General features: G+C 42.6%; 15 protein-coding genes, 1 tRNA gene and 1 rRNA gene. 3 read left to right on the top strand and 14 right to left on the bottom strand.

Going from position 1 to position 15,975, the window contains the following annotated elements; translation table 11 throughout:
• Positions 1-50: 50 nt before the first annotated feature.
• A complete protein-coding gene (locus CSV64_RS17005) occupies positions 51-179 on the bottom strand; it encodes a hypothetical protein (protein WP_255397663.1) in 129 nt (42 codons plus the stop codon).
• A 266-nt stretch (positions 180-445) separates the two neighbouring features.
• Between CSV64_RS17005 and CSV64_RS15230 the strand changes: the two genes are divergently transcribed.
• Entirely contained in the window at positions 446-1,081 is a 636-nt protein-coding gene (locus CSV64_RS15230) for a 2OG-Fe(II) oxygenase (protein WP_099635419.1), read from the top strand.
• A 360-nt stretch (positions 1,082-1,441) separates the two neighbouring features.
• Here the strand turns inward: CSV64_RS15230 and CSV64_RS15225 are convergent, their stop codons facing one another.
• From CSV64_RS15225 to groES, 3 genes are all read right to left on the bottom strand, one after another.
• Positions 1,442-2,374 carry an NADP-dependent oxidoreductase gene (locus CSV64_RS15225; RefSeq protein ID WP_099635418.1) on the bottom strand — a complete coding sequence of 311 codons (933 nt, stop codon included), beginning with the start codon at positions 2,372-2,374 and terminating at the stop codon, positions 1,442-1,444.
• Between the two features lie 844 nt (positions 2,375-3,218).
• Positions 3,219-4,853: a chaperonin GroEL gene (gene groL / locus CSV64_RS15215; protein WP_099635416.1), complete on the bottom strand. Its 1,635-nt coding sequence runs from the start codon at positions 4,851-4,853 to the stop codon at positions 3,219-3,221.
• Between the two features lie 57 nt (positions 4,854-4,910).
• Positions 4,911-5,195 carry a co-chaperone GroES gene (gene groES / locus CSV64_RS15210; protein ID WP_029055048.1) on the bottom strand — a complete coding sequence of 95 codons (285 nt, stop codon included), beginning with the start codon at positions 5,193-5,195 and terminating at the stop codon, positions 4,911-4,913.
• Between the two features lie 195 nt (positions 5,196-5,390).
• Here groES and CSV64_RS15205 point away from each other — a divergent pair, with 195 nt between their 5' ends.
• Entirely contained in the window at positions 5,391-6,122 is a 732-nt protein-coding gene (locus tag CSV64_RS15205; protein ID WP_233190505.1) for a CPBP family intramembrane glutamic endopeptidase, read from the top strand.
• Between the two features lie 378 nt (positions 6,123-6,500).
• Here the strand turns inward: CSV64_RS15205 and dacB are convergent, their stop codons facing one another.
• The 4 genes from dacB to CSV64_RS15185 form a co-directional block, all read right to left on the bottom strand.
• Entirely contained in the window at positions 6,501-7,991 is a 1,491-nt protein-coding gene (gene dacB / locus CSV64_RS15200; RefSeq protein WP_099635415.1) for a D-alanyl-D-alanine carboxypeptidase/D-alanyl-D-alanine endopeptidase, read from the bottom strand.
• Between the two features lie 134 nt (positions 7,992-8,125).
• Positions 8,126-8,929: a twin-arginine translocase subunit TatC gene (gene tatC / locus CSV64_RS15195; protein WP_099635414.1), complete on the bottom strand. Its 804-nt coding sequence runs from the start codon at positions 8,927-8,929 to the stop codon at positions 8,126-8,128.
• Between the two features lie 17 nt (positions 8,930-8,946).
• Positions 8,947-9,138 (bottom strand): twin-arginine translocase TatA/TatE family subunit, encoded by a 192-nt coding sequence (locus CSV64_RS15190; RefSeq protein WP_029055052.1) that lies wholly within the window; start codon positions 9,136-9,138, stop codon positions 8,947-8,949.
• Between the two features lie 63 nt (positions 9,139-9,201).
• Entirely contained in the window at positions 9,202-9,849 is a 648-nt protein-coding gene (locus CSV64_RS15185; RefSeq protein WP_099635413.1) for a redox-sensing transcriptional repressor Rex, read from the bottom strand.
• Positions 9,850-10,002: 153 nt separating this feature from the next.
• On the opposite strand from CSV64_RS15185, the gene CSV64_RS15180 reads away from it, so the two are divergent.
• Entirely contained in the window at positions 10,003-11,928 is a 1,926-nt protein-coding gene (locus tag CSV64_RS15180) for an ABC-F family ATP-binding cassette domain-containing protein (RefSeq protein WP_099635412.1), read from the top strand.
• 930 nt (positions 11,929-12,858) lie between these two features.
• On the opposite strand, the gene tsaD is transcribed toward CSV64_RS15180, so the two are convergent.
• The 6 genes from tsaD to rrf all read right to left on the bottom strand — a co-directional run bounded on the left by tsaD (position 12,859) and on the right by rrf (position 15,827).
• The gene (gene tsaD, locus CSV64_RS15175) at positions 12,859-13,878 is read right to left on the bottom strand and encodes a tRNA (adenosine(37)-N6)-threonylcarbamoyltransferase complex transferase subunit TsaD (protein WP_099635411.1); all 1,020 of its coding nucleotides are present in this window, start codon (positions 13,876-13,878) and stop codon (positions 12,859-12,861) included.
• Entirely contained in the window at positions 13,878-14,327 is a 450-nt protein-coding gene (gene rimI / locus CSV64_RS15170; protein WP_099635410.1) for a ribosomal protein S18-alanine N-acetyltransferase, read from the bottom strand. Before rimI ends, tsaD begins: the two co-directional genes overlap by 1 nt.
• The gene (gene tsaB / locus CSV64_RS15165) at positions 14,320-15,021 is read right to left on the bottom strand and encodes a tRNA (adenosine(37)-N6)-threonylcarbamoyltransferase complex dimerization subunit type 1 TsaB (protein ID WP_099635409.1); all 702 of its coding nucleotides are present in this window, start codon (positions 15,019-15,021) and stop codon (positions 14,320-14,322) included. Before tsaB ends, rimI begins: the two co-directional genes overlap by 8 nt.
• A complete protein-coding gene (gene tsaE / locus CSV64_RS15160; RefSeq protein ID WP_233190504.1) occupies positions 15,018-15,467 on the bottom strand; it encodes a tRNA (adenosine(37)-N6)-threonylcarbamoyltransferase complex ATPase subunit type 1 TsaE in 450 nt (149 codons plus the stop codon). The genes tsaB and tsaE overlap by 4 nt, the downstream gene beginning before the upstream one ends.
• 144 nt (positions 15,468-15,611) lie before the next feature.
• Positions 15,612-15,687 (bottom strand) — tRNA-Asp (locus CSV64_RS15155).
• Positions 15,688-15,711: 24 nt separating this feature from the next.
• A 5S ribosomal RNA gene (gene rrf / locus CSV64_RS15150) occupies positions 15,712-15,827 on the bottom strand.
• Positions 15,828-15,975 lie beyond the last annotated feature (148 nt).

Raw genomic sequence — 15,975 nt, 5'->3', positions numbered from 1 at the left:
ACGCGTCCATTTTGATCAACATGGGTTTCATCATGGTAAATAGATCTTGCTCAGGCAAGCAGTATATGGTCATCGTCAATCGATTCAACTACATGATAATTCCACTGTTCATTCGGCAAATGCAGTACCGTCTCCTTACCATCCTTCAGACGAAGTACTTTTACGAATAAGTCTGACAAGTATATTGAACTGCTATCAATTCATACTTTCCCATAGTGTACAGGTATATCAGATAGAAATAATAAAATGTGAAAAACAGTTATATATCACTACCTATTTCATTACATTTCGAATATACGTCAACCAATGCAGCGTGCTAAAATATATTAAATGCAATTCCAAAGAGGATGTGTAAAACTCAAAAGAAGTTCGTTATTAGCTGTACACTCATCACGTTACACGGTATTTGATTTATAAAATCAAACGATTAAAGAGGTGTTCAAAGTTGATAGCAGAAAATAAAGAACAAACGATATTTACTCATACAGGAAAGAAAATCATAACAGATCGTGTGATTGATATAATAGCGAAAGTCGATGAACCACTAGTCGTTGTACTCGGCAATATGTTAAGCGACGAAGAATGCGACGAACTGATTCAGCTTTCTACAGATAAAATGAAACGTTCTAAAATCGGCGTAATTCATGCAGAAAATGAAATTAGAACAAGTAGCGGTATGTTTATTGAAGAACCTGATAACTTGATCGTCCTACGGATAGAAAAACGGATTGAAACAATTATGAATATCCCCATCGAACACGGCGAAAGTCTCCAAGTTCTTCACTACCTACCTGGACAAGAATATAAAGCGCATCACGACTTCTTCTCAGCAACAAGCAACGTTACGAATAACCGGATTAGCACACTCGTCATGTACTTGAACGATGTCGAAGAAGGCGGTGAAACGTACTTCCCTCACCTCAAACTGTCCATCACACCTAAAAAAGGAATGGCTGTCTACTTTGAGTATTTCTATAATGATCCGTTATTGAATGATCTAACGCTACACGGTGGCGCACCCATCGAACTCGGTGAGAAGTTTGTAGCTACACAGTGGATGAGGAAGCAAAGAGTACGGTGAGAGACTTAAAATCTAACTTGCATTATAAAAACCGTTTGAGGCCGCAATTCAGTCTCGAACGGTTTTACAATATCAGCTCACTTGTTCAACCGTGAGTATGCGATTTCACCTCCAATTTATGTTTTCGTAAATATTCAAAACCACCTTTATTTAAGCCGTAACAAAGTTCTATAACCATTACGCTTAACTACTTTTGGTTTTGTAAGTTGAAATTATCGATCATTAGTAAAAAAGCACCAACTCTATAAAACTGGAGTTGGCGCTTTGAATGTATTTTGATAGAATGGCTTACATCATACCGCCCATCTCACATTAAATATAACTTATGGTAAAATTGTTTACTTCCCTTAGGAAAAATTCTCATTTCACTTCTATAACAATTTTTCCTTTTGCATGGTGAGTTTCGCTTAATTCATGTGCTTCTCGTAGTCCTTTTGCGGAAAGAGGAAATGTGTGACCTATATGAGTTTTCACTTCTCCTCTTTGCATTAGCTCACCGAGTTCAGCAAGTTGCTTTCCATTCGGATTAAGCCATAGAGATTCAGCTGTAATATGATTAGCTTCAGCCTTTTCAAGGTTTGGCTGGCCTGCAATCGAAACCAGTCGACCACCTTTTTTAACTACACTCAAGCTTTTCTCTAAAATCTCTCCGCCCATTGTATCCACAACTAAATCAACGTCTTTTACGACATCTGTAAAATCAGTTGTTTCATAGTTAATAAATTCGTCAACACCGAGCTCTTTTAAGAACGCTTCGTTCTTAGCACTAGCTGTCGATAGAACATAAGCGCCAAAACTTTTAGCGATTTGAATGCCCAAGCTTCCCACACCGCCTGAGCCAGCGTGAATTAATACTTTATCTCCAGGTTTAATTTGACCAAAATCAATAAGACATTGCCAAGCTGTTAGTCCTGCTAGTGGAACTGAAGCAGCTTCCTCAAAACTAACATCGGATGGTTTTAAAGCAACTAAGTCTTCGTTAACAGCAACATACTCAGCGTATGTTCCATTTTCCATTGCGGGCCGAGCGAATACTTCATCTCCTACTTTGAAACTCTTCACGTCTTTCCCTACTTCAGCGATTACTCCCGCTGCATCCCATCCCAAAATAAGCGGAAATTCAAAAGATATATTCTCTTTCATATAACCTTCTCGAACTTTCCAGTCAATAGGATTCACTGACGTTGCATGCATCTCTATTAATACCTGATGATGTTGTATTTCCGGCTTCGGAAGTTCTTTCTCAATAAGCTCTTCTGCTCCACCGTATTGTTCAATAACAATTGCTTTCATCTACTTCACTCTCCCTATTCTGTTCATTCAGTATAGATACCCGTTTAATCAAAAAAGTATTCATTTACTGAGCTAACATCGTTTTCCTCATTAATTAAATCTACTCTCCAAAAAAGGTTCTTCATAACTATTGAAGAACCTTTACATCCCTTAAGCAAAAAATTATTTTAGTGATAACCTTACATCATTGTGTGTGCACCAGGTACCTGATTAAGATGATCTATTATTGAATAGTTCGCGTGTAGATCAGGTTTTAACATATTGACAGATAATTCTTTATGGCATCATAACCCCCAACCAACCACTTTTGTGTTACAGTTGTTACATAAATGCGGTTGGTTTAAATAACCCCTAATTGGATGGTCTTCAAAAATATTTTATATTATAACGTAGAGAACGAAGAAATTCATTTGTAAAAAGGAGGACGGCATGAACCTAGGCCTTATTGTCTCATTGATTATCGTTGTCATAGTTTTAGTTGTCGGACTACTTTTGACCATGTCCATTGCTAATTCCAGTACTACTTCCGAGAAGAAAACTTATAATAGTAAAAAAAGCTTTTCCAATTTAATGTGGATTTATGTTTTATCATTACCAGTGATTATTATATTAACTCTTATAGCTATATTTATATTTTACTAACATTTCGAGAGTGAAATTGCGTTATATCTCTTAACTTCTTGGCACATAGATACACTACCTTTATCTATAATGTATCAGGGTCCTTGGATACTTACGGTCTAACCCATTTACCATACAAAACTTTTACATTTCAGCAGACGCAAAAGCGCCAACTCCATAATAATGGAGTTGGCGCTTTTAAAATATATAGTGGGAAAACGACTTACATCATGCCGCCCATTCCACCCATACCGCCCATATCAGGCATACCGCCACCTGCTGGTTCTGGTAGGTCTGCAACAACAGCTTCAGTAGTCAAGAACATTGCCGCTACAGATGCTGCGTTTTGTAGTGCGTAACGAGTTACTTTAGTTGGATCTACGATACCTGCTTCTACCATGTTAACCCATGTGCCTTCTGCTGCGTTAAAGCCGATGCCGACTTCTTCGCGCTTCAAGCGATCTACTACGATAGAACCTTCAAGGCCCGCGTTTGTTGCAATTTGACGTACTGGCTCTTCAAGTGCACGAAGTACAATCTTGATACCCGTTGCTACGTCGCCTTCAGTATCTTCAAGTAATGCTTCTACTTTCTTATACACGTTTACTAGTGCAGTACCACCACCAGATACGATTCCTTCTTCAACTGCTGCACGTGTAGAGTTCAATGCGTCTTCGATTCGAAGTTTACGCTCTTTCAACTCAGTTTCAGTTGCAGCTCCAACTTTGATAACTGCTACACCGCCAGCTAGTTTAGCTAGACGTTCTTGCAATTTCTCTTTGTCGAATTCAGAAGTAGTTTCTTCCAATTGTGAACGGATTTGACCAACACGTGATTCGATAGAACCTGCGTCGCCGCTACCTTCTACGATTGTTGTGTTGTCTTTTGTAACTACAATCTTCGCTGCGCGTCCTAGTGATGTAAGGTCAGCAGATTTCAGATCAAGTCCTAGATCTTCTGTGATTACCTGTCCACCAGTCAGGATTGCGATGTCTTCAAGCATAGCTTTACGGCGATCGCCGAAGCCAGGTGCTTTAACTGCAACTGCGTTAAATGTACCGCGAAGTTTGTTGACAACTAGCGTAGCTAAAGCTTCACCTTCAACGTCTTCAGCGATGATCAACAATGGTTTACCTTGCTGAACAACTTGTTCAAGCACTGGAAGGATTTCCTGGATGTTGTTGATTTTCTTATCTGTAATCAAGACATATGGATTATCAAGTACTGCTTCCATTTTGTCTGTGTCTGTTGCCATATAAGCAGATGCGTAGCCACGATCGAATTGCATACCTTCTACTACATCCAGCTCTGTTACGAAGCCTTTGGATTCTTCGATTGTGATGACACCATCGTTACCCACGCGCTCCATTGCTTGTGAAATCAACTCGCCGACTTCTTCATCTCCAGAAGAGATAGCCGCAACTTGTGCGATTTCTTGTCTAGTTTCGATTTCATCGGAAACACTTTGAAGACCTTCAACTGCTGCGATTACCGCTTTTTCGATTCCTTTACGGATACCGACTGGGTTTGCGCCAGCTGTTACGTTCTTCAAGCCTTCACGGATCATTGCTTGTGCAAGGACAGTTGCTGTTGTTGTTCCGTCTCCTGCGATGTCATTTGTCTTGGATGCAACTTCAGCTACAAGTTTTGCGCCCATGTTTTCGAATGCATTTTCAAGCTCGATTTCTTTTGCGATGGTTACGCCGTCATTTGTAATAAGTGGTGAACCGAATTTGCGTTCAAGTACGACGTTACGACCTTTTGGCCCAAGTGTTACTTTTACAGCATCTGCTAGTGTATCTACACCGCGGAGCATTGCGGAACGTGCATCTTCGTTAAATTTAAGTTCTTTAGCCATTGTATTTAATTCCCTCCAGAGTTTTCTATTTGTCTACTACATTTTCGTTATAATTAATTATCCAATAATTGCAAGAATATCGCTTTCACGAAGGATTAAGTATTCAGTACCTTCATACTTCACTTCAGTGCCTGCGTATTTAGAGAAGATGATACGGTCGCCTTCAGATACTTCTAGTTCGACGCGCTGTCCGTTCTCAAGAACACGGCCTGTACCAGCAGCAATTACTTTTCCTTCTTGTGGCTTTTCCTTCGCAGAGTCCGGTAGAACAATGCCGCTTGATGTTTTTTCTTCTGCTTCGATTAATTCGATAATGATACGGTCACCTAGTGGTTTCAACAAATGAAACAACCTCCTCGAGATAATGGGTAGTTTTTATTTTTCTTAGCACTCACTTACAACGAGTGCTAACACAACTCTTATATTAAAGAATTTCACACATAATTGCAAGTAAAAGCGTTCGACATTTTCTTCTTTTGCCAAACGTCTTTTTTCGCGTTAAACTAGTCAACATGTATGAAAGAAAGGTTGTGCACCGTGAAAAACTGGGTTGTTGCTCTGATGATCTTCATGTCGTATGTGTTGCTCCAGATTGCCAGCATTTTTCTTGCCCCTGAATTAATTGTTTACTTCACCGGCAAAGACTTGTCCAAAGTAGAAGCCGTGTCTCAAGGGTTCGCTTGGACGTTATTCATTACGCAAGGTGTCGCAGCGCTCATAATCGCCGCGATCCTGTTACGAAATAAAAAGTTCTTACCTGTATTTAAAGGAAAGCCATCGGGATTCGGAAGCGTTCTTCTATGGGGGATACTTGGTTTCTTCCTCGCCATGGCTGGACAAATTGTAGGAGCTGCGATTGAGTCGGTGTTCGGTGTGACCGCAGGCTCCGAGAATACGGAGTTATTGTCGAATATCTCGAAAACCGCCCCTATTATTATTTTTGCCATGGTGTTGTTTGCACCGTTCCTTGAAGAAGTCGTGTTCCGCCGGATTATTTTCGGTGGCTTGTACAGAAAGACGAACTTCTGGGTCGCTGCCATTGTCAGCGCCATCGTCTTTGCAGCTGTGCATGGTGAGTTGCAACACTTACTCATGTACTTGATGCCAGGTCTCGCGTTCGCTTTCGTCTATTACAAGACCAAGCGACTGCTAACTCCGATGATTGCCCATTTCATCATGAACAGTTTCGTCACCGTCGTGCAATGGAATGCGGATAAGCTGCAACAATTACAAGATATGCAACAGAGTATCATATTATTCCTGCAATAGAAAAAATCTCCCCGTGAATGGGGAGATTTTTTAATATGGATATGCAGAAAGATGAATCTGGCCTGTGGTTCGGGGATTGGAGTTCCAGCAGGGGACGCTTTCCTGAGGGCGCGGCCCGAGCCTCCAGGAGTCGCCCCTACTTCCACTCCAATCCCTACATTTAAAATATATGGATATAGATCACTTACTGACAGTGTGGTCTGAATTATTTTCAGTCTTTTACTTTTTTAGTTCAAGTGCAATTGTCTAGGTTTCTACTTATACTTTTCCAATCAGATTTCAGAACACAACAGTAGTTGATCGTAAGTGGAATGCTCCCGATGGATCAGCGTCCACCTGGAACGTCGATCAACGGCGTCTCACCCACTCTCAAAATCATTACTGAGCCGCCATAACTTGCACCATCTTATCAATATCAGGCTTCGCTGTTCCTCTCACGTTCTCTGTCAAAATACTAAAGATCAGCTCTTGGCCGCTCTTTGTCTTCACATAGCCGGATAACGAATCCGTACCGTTGAGTGAACCGGTCTTCGCCTGCACCTTGCCTCTGACAACAGGACTCGTCAAACGGTTGCGCAATGTCCCGCCTAGCATGCGGTCGTTCACGCCTGCGATTGGCAACGAACGCTCAAACGCTGGATACCATTCCTTAGACTGAGCAGCATACAGTACTTCCACAATCTTCTCGGAAGGGATTTTATTCTTATGCGACATACCAGAGCCATCCTCTAGATACATACCTTTCGTGCTAATGCCGTCTTTTTCTAACGTTTCCCTAACGACACGCAAGCCGGCATTCCAGCTTCCTTCATTATATACTTCACGCCCCATGGACTTGGCCAAGATCTCTGCATGTGAGTTGTTGCTGTACTTCATGAATGGCATCATCAAATAATATAAGGACATCGACTCTTTCTTTGCGAGTAACTCTGCATTCGCAGGAGTTTTCCCACGTGTTACACGAGCAGTCGATTGAAGTTTGACGCCTTCTTTAGCTAGCGCGCGTTTAAAGACGTCTGCAGTAAAGGCTGTCGGATTGGATACCGTCACCCATTGGCGCTTGCCATTCGAATTGAGTGGAACATTACCCGAAACAATAATTGTGTTCGTGCCTTGTTGACGTTTAATTGTAACGGTGTTGCGTTGGTTTTTCGGTACAGTGCGTGTGCGATTAACGACTTTTACGATGTCTGTGTGCGGAGTCAGTGTCACTGCTCCCGCCCTACCGTTTCGTGTCGGCTTCGCATGGACAATTGTCGTACCCGCGTCGTAGTCTTTATTCGGCGAGATCGTCAGTGCTGAAACTTGCGCTGCGTAGTAATACGTCTCATCCGACTTATGAATACCGGGTGATAGACGCTGTGTATCAAACCATGTATCGTCCGCCACGATATGTCCGGTTACGGATTGGATGCCTGATTCACGCATTTGGCGTGCCATGCGCAATAAGTCGGCTTCAAGTAAGGTCGGATCGCCTGTCCCACGCAAATATAGATGACCGTCGAGGATACCATTTTTCACTGTGCCGTTCGTTAAGACATCTGTATCGAATGTATAATCTTTCCCTAACACTTCAAGTGCAGATGTACTTGTAAGAACTTTGACATTTGATGCAGGTGTGACTCCTTGATTGCCACGATATTGATAGACTATGCGATTAGTATCCGCTTCACGTACGATGACGCTGCTTCGTGTACCACGCATACGCTGACTTGAAATCACTTGATTAATCCCTGTTTCTAAACCTTTATAGGACTGCTGAGCCGCAGCTGCTTGACCTTCTATAACTGGAGTCGTAACACTCACTATAAGCAACATTGCACCTAGTAACCATTTGCTCCATTTAGTTGGAGTCTTTTTACTGTTCACTTGTATTCATTTCCCCCTACTCATTCTATTCTTAGATAGTTTACCATAGGGGCATTGGTAAATGAACCCATATTTGACCACGTCAAGGAAAACGTAAAAGATCCTCCTGCGCGAGCAGGAGGATCTAAATGGATTTACTTATCGTCTGTTTTATTCATCACTTCATCAATCTGACGCTGTTGCTCTGCCTTCACTTCTTCCATCTGGCGCAGACGTTCCGCTTTCTCGAACTTCCGATAACCTAGACGTGAAATCACAATACTGACCTCATACAAAATGAATAGCGGAACCGTGGTGAATAAATGTGACACAATGTCCGGTGGTGTAATGAACGCTGCCAGTACGAACAAAACGAAATACGCAACTTTTCGTATTTTGACAAGTACCTTAGGTTGCAACACACCGAGACGTGATAAAAATAAAATGACAATCGGTAACTGAAAGACGAAACCGAACGGCAATAGTAGCGAGAATAAAAAAGAGAAATACTCATTAATACCGATTGTCTGCTCAATGTTTAATTGACCTGACAGATTAATCATGAATTTCATGACATACGGTAGCAATATAAAATAAGAGAAACTGATTCCTGCTAAAAACAGGAGAAAAGCAAACGGGATATATGACAGCGTGACACGCCGTTCCAAGTCACGAAGTCCCGGTGAAATAAAGGCCCAAAATTGATACATGATGACTGGTGAAATAATAACAATCGCAAGAAATACAATGACCTTCAAATAGATCACGACTGGATCTACGACGTTAAATGCATTCAATGTGACTTGTTCAGCCGGTGTATCGAACTGTATAAAATTAATGAGCGGCTTCGCCAAGAAAAAACTACCGATTGCCCCAACAATAAAGAAAACGACGATTACCATCAGCCGTTTTCGAACTTCATCTATATGTTCAATGATTGTTAAGTCTTTATCTGCCATCAGAATAACACCCTAACTCAGCGCACTTCTTCTTTCTTGTCTTCAACCTTTTTTACGTCGTCTTCGTCGTCTGTAAGGCCTTTAGTTGCGTTTTTGAACTCGCGCAATGAAGAACCGAACGCTTTACCGATTTCAGGTAATTTCTTAGGACCAAATATAAGCAATGCAATCACAGCGATAATCAGTAAACTTCCGATACCTGGAGCCATGTTGGCCACCTCCTTGTAATATGTCTATTCTACATGAAAACCTATAATTTTACTATCACAGTGTCACGTAATTTGTGAATCTTTTACGTCCGTTTTGATGAGATAAATCAATGTTTGCAACTCAACAGACAAGTCGATTGTCTGAATGCGGATTGTATCTGGTACTGCCAGCCGTTCAGGAGTAAAGTTTAAAATCCCTTTTACAGACGTTGTAGCGAGACGGTCTGTCAATTCCTGTGCAACACGTGATGGCACAGTCAAAATAACCATTTCAATACCCAGCTCATTAATTTTCTCTTCAATACGATCAGGTGGATAGATAAGAATATCGTTCTTCAGTTCGCCCTCATACGGTGCTTTCGGATCGAATGCGACCACAATTTTCGTGTTATGAATCTTTTGGAAATTGTATTTTAAAAAGGCGTTTCCGAGACTACCTACCCCGATCAATGCCACATTGGTTTCTTCATCTTGATCAAGCGTTTCACGGAAGAATTGCAACAAGGAGTCGACGTCATAGCCGTACCCTTTGCGCCCAAGCGCTCCAAAATGGGAGAAATCTCTGCGAATCGTTGCCGCATCAATCTTCATCGCTTCACTTAACTCACCAGATGAAATGCGTTGTACACCTTTATCTGCATAATTTCGTAAAAATCTATAGTATAAAGGCAACCGTTTTGATGTTGCCTGCGGAATTCTAGGTTTCCTCACAGCTGTGCCCTACCCCCATTGTCACTTCAATGACCAACCCCTCAACAAGGGTATAGCCGCTTTTATCGTACAGCACAACGAGTTCATTGTAAAGCCGATTATTGCATGAGGCGCCCCATTCCATTAAACTGATAAGGAATAGAGGTGTGGGGCTTGATTATTTTACAAGTGAATGGACTAACCAAGTCTTTTTCAGGTACGGATCTACTAGAGAACGTCCGTCTCGAAGTACAGCATCGAGATCGTGTCGCACTAGTTGGACGAAACGGTGCTGGAAAATCGACATTATTGAAAATCATTGCAGGTGAAATATCCGCGGACGAAGGAGATATCATCATTCCAAAAGGTGTACGTATGGGCTACCTCGAACAGCACAGCGGACTCGATTCGGAATTAACGATTTGGGATGAAGTGATGACGGTATTCGCACCACTTCGTGAAAAAGAAAGTCGTCTACGCGCGCTAGAGCATGAAATGTCGAATCCTGCGGTATATGAAGACGCGGACCGTTACGCTCGCGTCATGACCGAATATGATGAACTACAAATTGAGTTTAAGGAAGCGGGAGGCTATCAATTTGAAGCAGATGCCCGTTCTGTGCTTCATGGGATGCGTTTTTACCCGGATGATTTCGAGAAGCCTGTACATTTACTATCAGGCGGTCAAAAGACGCGTCTAGCGCTTGCAAGGATGCTTTTGAGCAAGCCAGATTTATTAATACTCGATGAGCCAACCAATCATTTGGATATCGAAACACTAAACTGGCTCGAACGGTATTTGTCTGGCTACGAAGGTGCGATTCTAATCGTTTCACATGACCGATACTTCCTCGATAAAGTCGTTACCACTGTTTATGAAGTATCTCGACGTAAAGTCTCAAGGTACAGCGGTAATTACAGCTCGTACTTAGACGAGAAAGCGAAGAACTATGAACGTGATCAGAAGTTGTTCGTTCAAGAAAAGGATGAACGGGCAAAGCTAGAGGAATTCATTCAGAAGAATATTGCACGTGCGTCCACTTCCAAAATGGCGAAAAGTCGACGGAAGCAACTAGAACGCAGGGACTGGATGGACTCCCCAGACGGCGATGAGAAATCCGCGAACTTCTCTTTCTCTATTGATCGGCCTAGCGGTAACGATGTCCTGTCACTAGACGATGTCAAAATCGGCTATGGCGAAGAGCCTGTATCGAAGAATATTAATCTGCGTATTTACAAAGGGGATCGTGTGGCTTTTGTCGGACCAAATGGTGTCGGTAAATCCACATTACTTAAAACCATAGTTAAGCGCAACGAACTTATGGGCGGCGAAATCCGCTATGGGACGAATGTTCAGTTCGGTTACTACGACCAAAACCAGGCAACACTTATCGGTTCCGGTACCGTCCTGCAAGAAATATGGGATGACTGGCCACTAATGAATGAAAAAGATGTACGCTCACTACTTGGACGCTTCTTGTTCACTGGCGATGACATAGAAAAACTCGTTTCTTCCCTGTCAGGCGGAGAAAAAGCCCGTCTTTCATTAGCACAATTAATGCTCGAAAAGTCCAATACATTAATCTTGGACGAGCCTACGAATCATCTAGATCTCGACAGCAAGGAAATACTAGAAAACGCACTCGACGACTTCCCTGGAACGATTCTATTCGTGTCACATGACCGCTACTTTATCAATCGACTCGCCACCAAAGTTATTGAAATGAGTGACGATGGAGCAGTTGAGTACCTTGGCGATTACGATTACTTCGTTGAGAAAAAAACGGAGACAGAAGAGATCTTAGCGGCTACACAACTCGAACAACGATCAAAAGAACCCGTCGTCAAGAAAGAAGTGGCGAATAAAGAAAACCAACGCCACGAACGCCGACTAACGAGATCCATTGCGGAGTTAGAGAAAAAACTTGAAGCGTACGACGAAGAAATCGAAACTTTGCAAGCCAAACTACTAGAACCCGAATTGGCGAACGATCACGTCGAACTAATGGACATTCAACGTCAAATTGATGAGATTCAAGCCGTCCATGACGAACAATCAGAAGAGTGGCTGTTACTTCAAGATGAGTTAGAGAACTTGTAAAGATGTAGGAAGACTGAAGATTATGTAATACAAAACGAGCATTGAGAACTGATTGGTTCTTGATGCTTTTTTGTTTATGCTATTTTGGTTATGAGCGTTGCTGCGGTAGTTATGAGCTTTGGCAGTGTTGTGTAGGGCGGATGCGGGAGAGGTATGAGCGGTTGTGGCATTGCATAGAGCAGACACGGGGAATCTATGAGCGGCGCGGCGTTTCATAGAGCGAACACGGGTGATCTATGAGCGGCGCGGCGTTGCATAGAGCGGACACGGGGGATCTATGAGCGGCGCGGCATTGCATAGAGCGGACACGGGGATCTATGAGCGGGCGCGGCGTTGCATAGAGCGGACACGGGGGATCTATGAGCGGCGCGGCGTTTCATAGAGCAGACACGGGGGATCTATGAGCGGGCGCGGCGTTGCATAGAGCGGACACGGGGGGATCTATGAGCGGGGACGGCATCTCACAAATCGGACGTACATTCTATAGAGCAATCCAGGTATTTTATAAGCACTTCTGCGATAACTATCAGCACTTGTAGAAAAACACCATTCTTCAACTATATTAGCCAAACAATTACACGACAAATTGCGACAAGAAACCCACCATTCCTCTTATCATTCGTCATTTTAATACTTTCATAAAAAATCGCAAGCTAAAATACACTTTATTTCTCCACAATCTTCTCCACAGTTTAAATCCCCATTTGAACACATATGAACATAGTTATCCACGTTATCCACAATTATTTGTTTATTAGTCCACATAGTTATCCAATATGTATCCGTTTACCATACACAGGTTATGAATGTTACCCACAAACTATCCACAAACTGTGCATAAGTACGAATGTTCCCTCTTGACAAATTAATATTCGTCTAACAAAAAAAACACACAATTTGCTGAAAGTTAGCAAACTGTGTGTATCTTCATTAATTCCATGATTTTAATGGCATTCCAGGTCGACCATTCATACTAGAATCACTTCGAACACCACTTTTCCACATCTCATAGCCAGCTGCAGCAATCATCGCTGCATTATCTGTACACAATGAAATAGGCGGAACATAAAAGGGAATTCCCTCATTTTCAAGCGCAGTAGTCAGCGATTTTCGCAGTCCTCGATTCGCAGCTACACCACCCGCTGCGATCACTTGCTTCACATCATATTCTTTCGCTGCTTTTACTGTTTTGACTGTCAGTACATCGACAACACTTTGCTGAAAGCCCGCCGCAACATGATCATGATTGATCTTTCCGCCTTTTTGCTCGATATTATGCTTATAATTGATAACGGAAGACTTCAATCCACTAAAACTGAAGTCATACGAATCTTTTTCGAGCCAAGCACGCGGGAAATCAATACTTTCATCACTCGCCTGCGCTAGCCGATCTACCTGTGGACCTCCTGGATAGGGCAAACCAAGTACACGAGCTACTTTATCATAGGCCTCGCCTGCTGCGTCATCACGCGTTTCACCGATCAATTCGAATGAACCATGTGACTTCATAACGACAAGCTCCGTATGACCACCTGAGACGATGAGCGCCAGCAAAGGAAACTCCATCTCATGAATCAATTGGTTTGCATAGACATGTCCTGCAATATGATGCACACCAATTAACGGTAACTGATTTGCAAAGGCAAAAGCCTTCGCGGCATTGATACCGATCAACAATGCCCCCACTAACCCAGGTCCTTCTGTCACAGTGACTGCTTCCAAATCACTTGGTACAAGTTTCGCTTCATTTAATGCTTCCTGGATCACCAGTGTGATTTGTTCCACATGTAAACGCGAAGCTATTTCAGGAACGACACCGCCAAATTGCTTTTGCTGCTGGATTTGTGATGATACTATAGAAGAGATAATTTCCGTTCCATTTTTCACTATAGAAGCCGCGGTTTCATCACAGCTCGTTTCAATACCTAAAATATAATGATCTTTATCCATTAGAATTCCACCCACATGACGAGCCCATCTTCATGGTCGTCTGTATAATAGTTTTTCCTGATGCCGCCTTCTTGAAAACCTAACTTACGATACAACGTCCGTGCTGGTTCATTACTTACACGTACTTCAAGCGTCATGGTCTTTACCTCATTCAATCGGCACAACTCCATAGCCTGACGCATCAGATCTTCTCCATACCCCTTACCTCGGTAAGCTGAAAGTACGGCCACATTAGTAATATGACATTCATCGAGAACAATCCACATACCGCAATGCCCAATCACTTCACCCTCTAGGTCCGCTACAATATAATGAGCATACGCATTTCCTGTTAATTCATGCTCGAAAATCTCTTCTGTCCAAGGTGTTGCAAATGATTCGAGTTCTATACTCGCAACCGCTGGAATATCATCATGTGTCATCTTTCGAAATACCACTTCATTACTCATGGGAAGACTCCTTCTTCACCAAATTGGCTTCTGCTTCAGTAATCCTCTTATACTGTGGCGTAAACGTATGCACTGTTTCCGCTTGTTCTGCACTTTGAGCCAGTAAAATAGCAGAAGATGCACGCGGCACATTCAGTGCGTACGAAGCAAAATGTGCTTGTTCTCCAAGATGCTCACGAATAATTGATTCATGCAGTTTCACATCTTCTCCAACAAATAAAATCGCCTCGTTATACTCTTTTAACTCCTTCAGCAACCCTGCAAGTGCACAGTGCTGATCTTCGAGCACATTGACCAGTTCAGTCCCCTTCGCACGATAGACACCAGCGTAGACATTAGATCTTCTTGCATCAATCATGGAACAGATAAAACCGTTGAATAGTTGTCCATTCAGTGCTAACGCCTTCAGACTCGATACACCGTAAAGAGGCTTATCAAGCGTCCAGGCAAGCGTCTTCGCAATCGTCACGCCAATGCGGACACCTGTATACGAACCTGGACCCTCAGAAACGGCAATTGCATCTATTTCCGAAGGAGTAATGTCTGCCTTACGACACGCCTCTTCCACTGCTGGCATTGCGCGTAGCGAGTGATTAATCTTCATCATACTTGACTCTTCGATAAGTAATACATCATCTTTAACAATGGCTACAGATAAAGGTGAATTTGCTGTATCTATACCTAACCATATCATGTAAAAATCTCCTCACAAATACGTGTAAATCGTTCACCTTTTGGCGTACATTCAACTTTACGGGAATCGGAACCTGTATGACGGATGACCAATTCCAACCGATGTTCGGGCAACTCTTCTTGAATATATTGTGCCCATTCCACTACAGAAATCGCATCTCCATAAAATAGCTCGTCCCAACCTAAGTCTTCCTCGCTATTGGCTAACCGATATACATCTAAATGATTGAAAGGGTAATCCCCTTCATACTGCTTGATAATCGTAAAAGTAGGACTACTGACTGTGCGTGTGATACCGATTGCTTTTGCAAGCGCTTTTGTGAATGTTGTCTTACCGGCTCCGAGATCACCTTCAAGTGTCAGTACGTCAGGTGGTCTTAGATAGCGACCGATCTCAGCAGCTAGCTTCTCCATCTCTTCAACGGACTCGATTTCTTTCTCCCACACGGCTAACTCACCCTTCTCTTCCTATTATAGTACTAGTGTACAGAAAAACCTCGTAAAACAAAAGCTAAGAAGACAGCATTGATTATTTACAATAAAAAAACGATCGCACCCGTTAAGGTGAAATCGTTTTGGAATTTTAAATTATGGCGGTCCCGACGGGAATCGAACCCGCGATCTCCTGCGTGACAGGCAGGCATGTTAACCGCTACACCACGGGACCACTGAAAAGAAGCAAAAAAATAAAGCCTAGCAACGTCCTACTCTCACAGGGGGAAACCCCCAACTACCATCGGCGCTGAAGAGCTTAACTTCCGTGTTCGGTATGGGAACGGGTGTGACCTCTTCGCCATCGTTACTAGACTCTTTGAGTAAATCTTGTTCACTCAAAACTGAATAAAAGACATTGGTGTAGTTCAAGTAACTACTTTTTAAAATAGGTTAAGTCCTCGATCGATTAGTATCTGTCAGCTACATACGTCGCCGTACTTACACCCCAGACCTATCCACC

Source organism: Sporosarcina sp. P32b, from assembly GCF_002743335.1.
In the GTDB taxonomy this organism is placed as follows: domain Bacteria; phylum Bacillota; class Bacilli; order Bacillales_A; family Planococcaceae; genus Sporosarcina.
This window is presented reverse-complemented; position numbering and strand designations above follow the sequence as displayed.

Excerpts from the sequence above, each read along its gene's own strand:
- CSV64_RS15225 (WP_099635418.1), bottom strand. The coding sequence starts at position 2,374 with ATGAAAGCAATTGTTATTGAACAATACGGTGGAGCAGAAGAGCTTATT.
- groL (WP_099635416.1), bottom strand. The coding sequence starts at position 4,853 with ATGGCTAAAGAACTTAAATTTAACGAAGATGCACGTTCCGCAATGCTC.
- tatC (WP_099635414.1), bottom strand. The coding sequence starts at position 8,929 with ATGGCAGATAAAGACTTAACAATCATTGAACATATAGATGAAGTTCGA.
- CSV64_RS15190 (WP_029055052.1), bottom strand. The coding sequence starts at position 9,138 with ATGGCTCCAGGTATCGGAAGTTTACTGATTATCGCTGTGATTGCATTG.
- tsaD (WP_099635411.1), bottom strand. The coding sequence starts at position 13,878 with ATGGATAAAGATCATTATATTTTAGGTATTGAAACGAGCTGTGATGAA.
- rimI (WP_099635410.1), bottom strand. The coding sequence starts at position 14,327 with ATGAGTAATGAAGTGGTATTTCGAAAGATGACACATGATGATATTCCA.
- tsaB (WP_099635409.1), bottom strand. The coding sequence starts at position 15,021 with ATGATATGGTTAGGTATAGATACAGCAAATTCACCTTTATCTGTAGCC.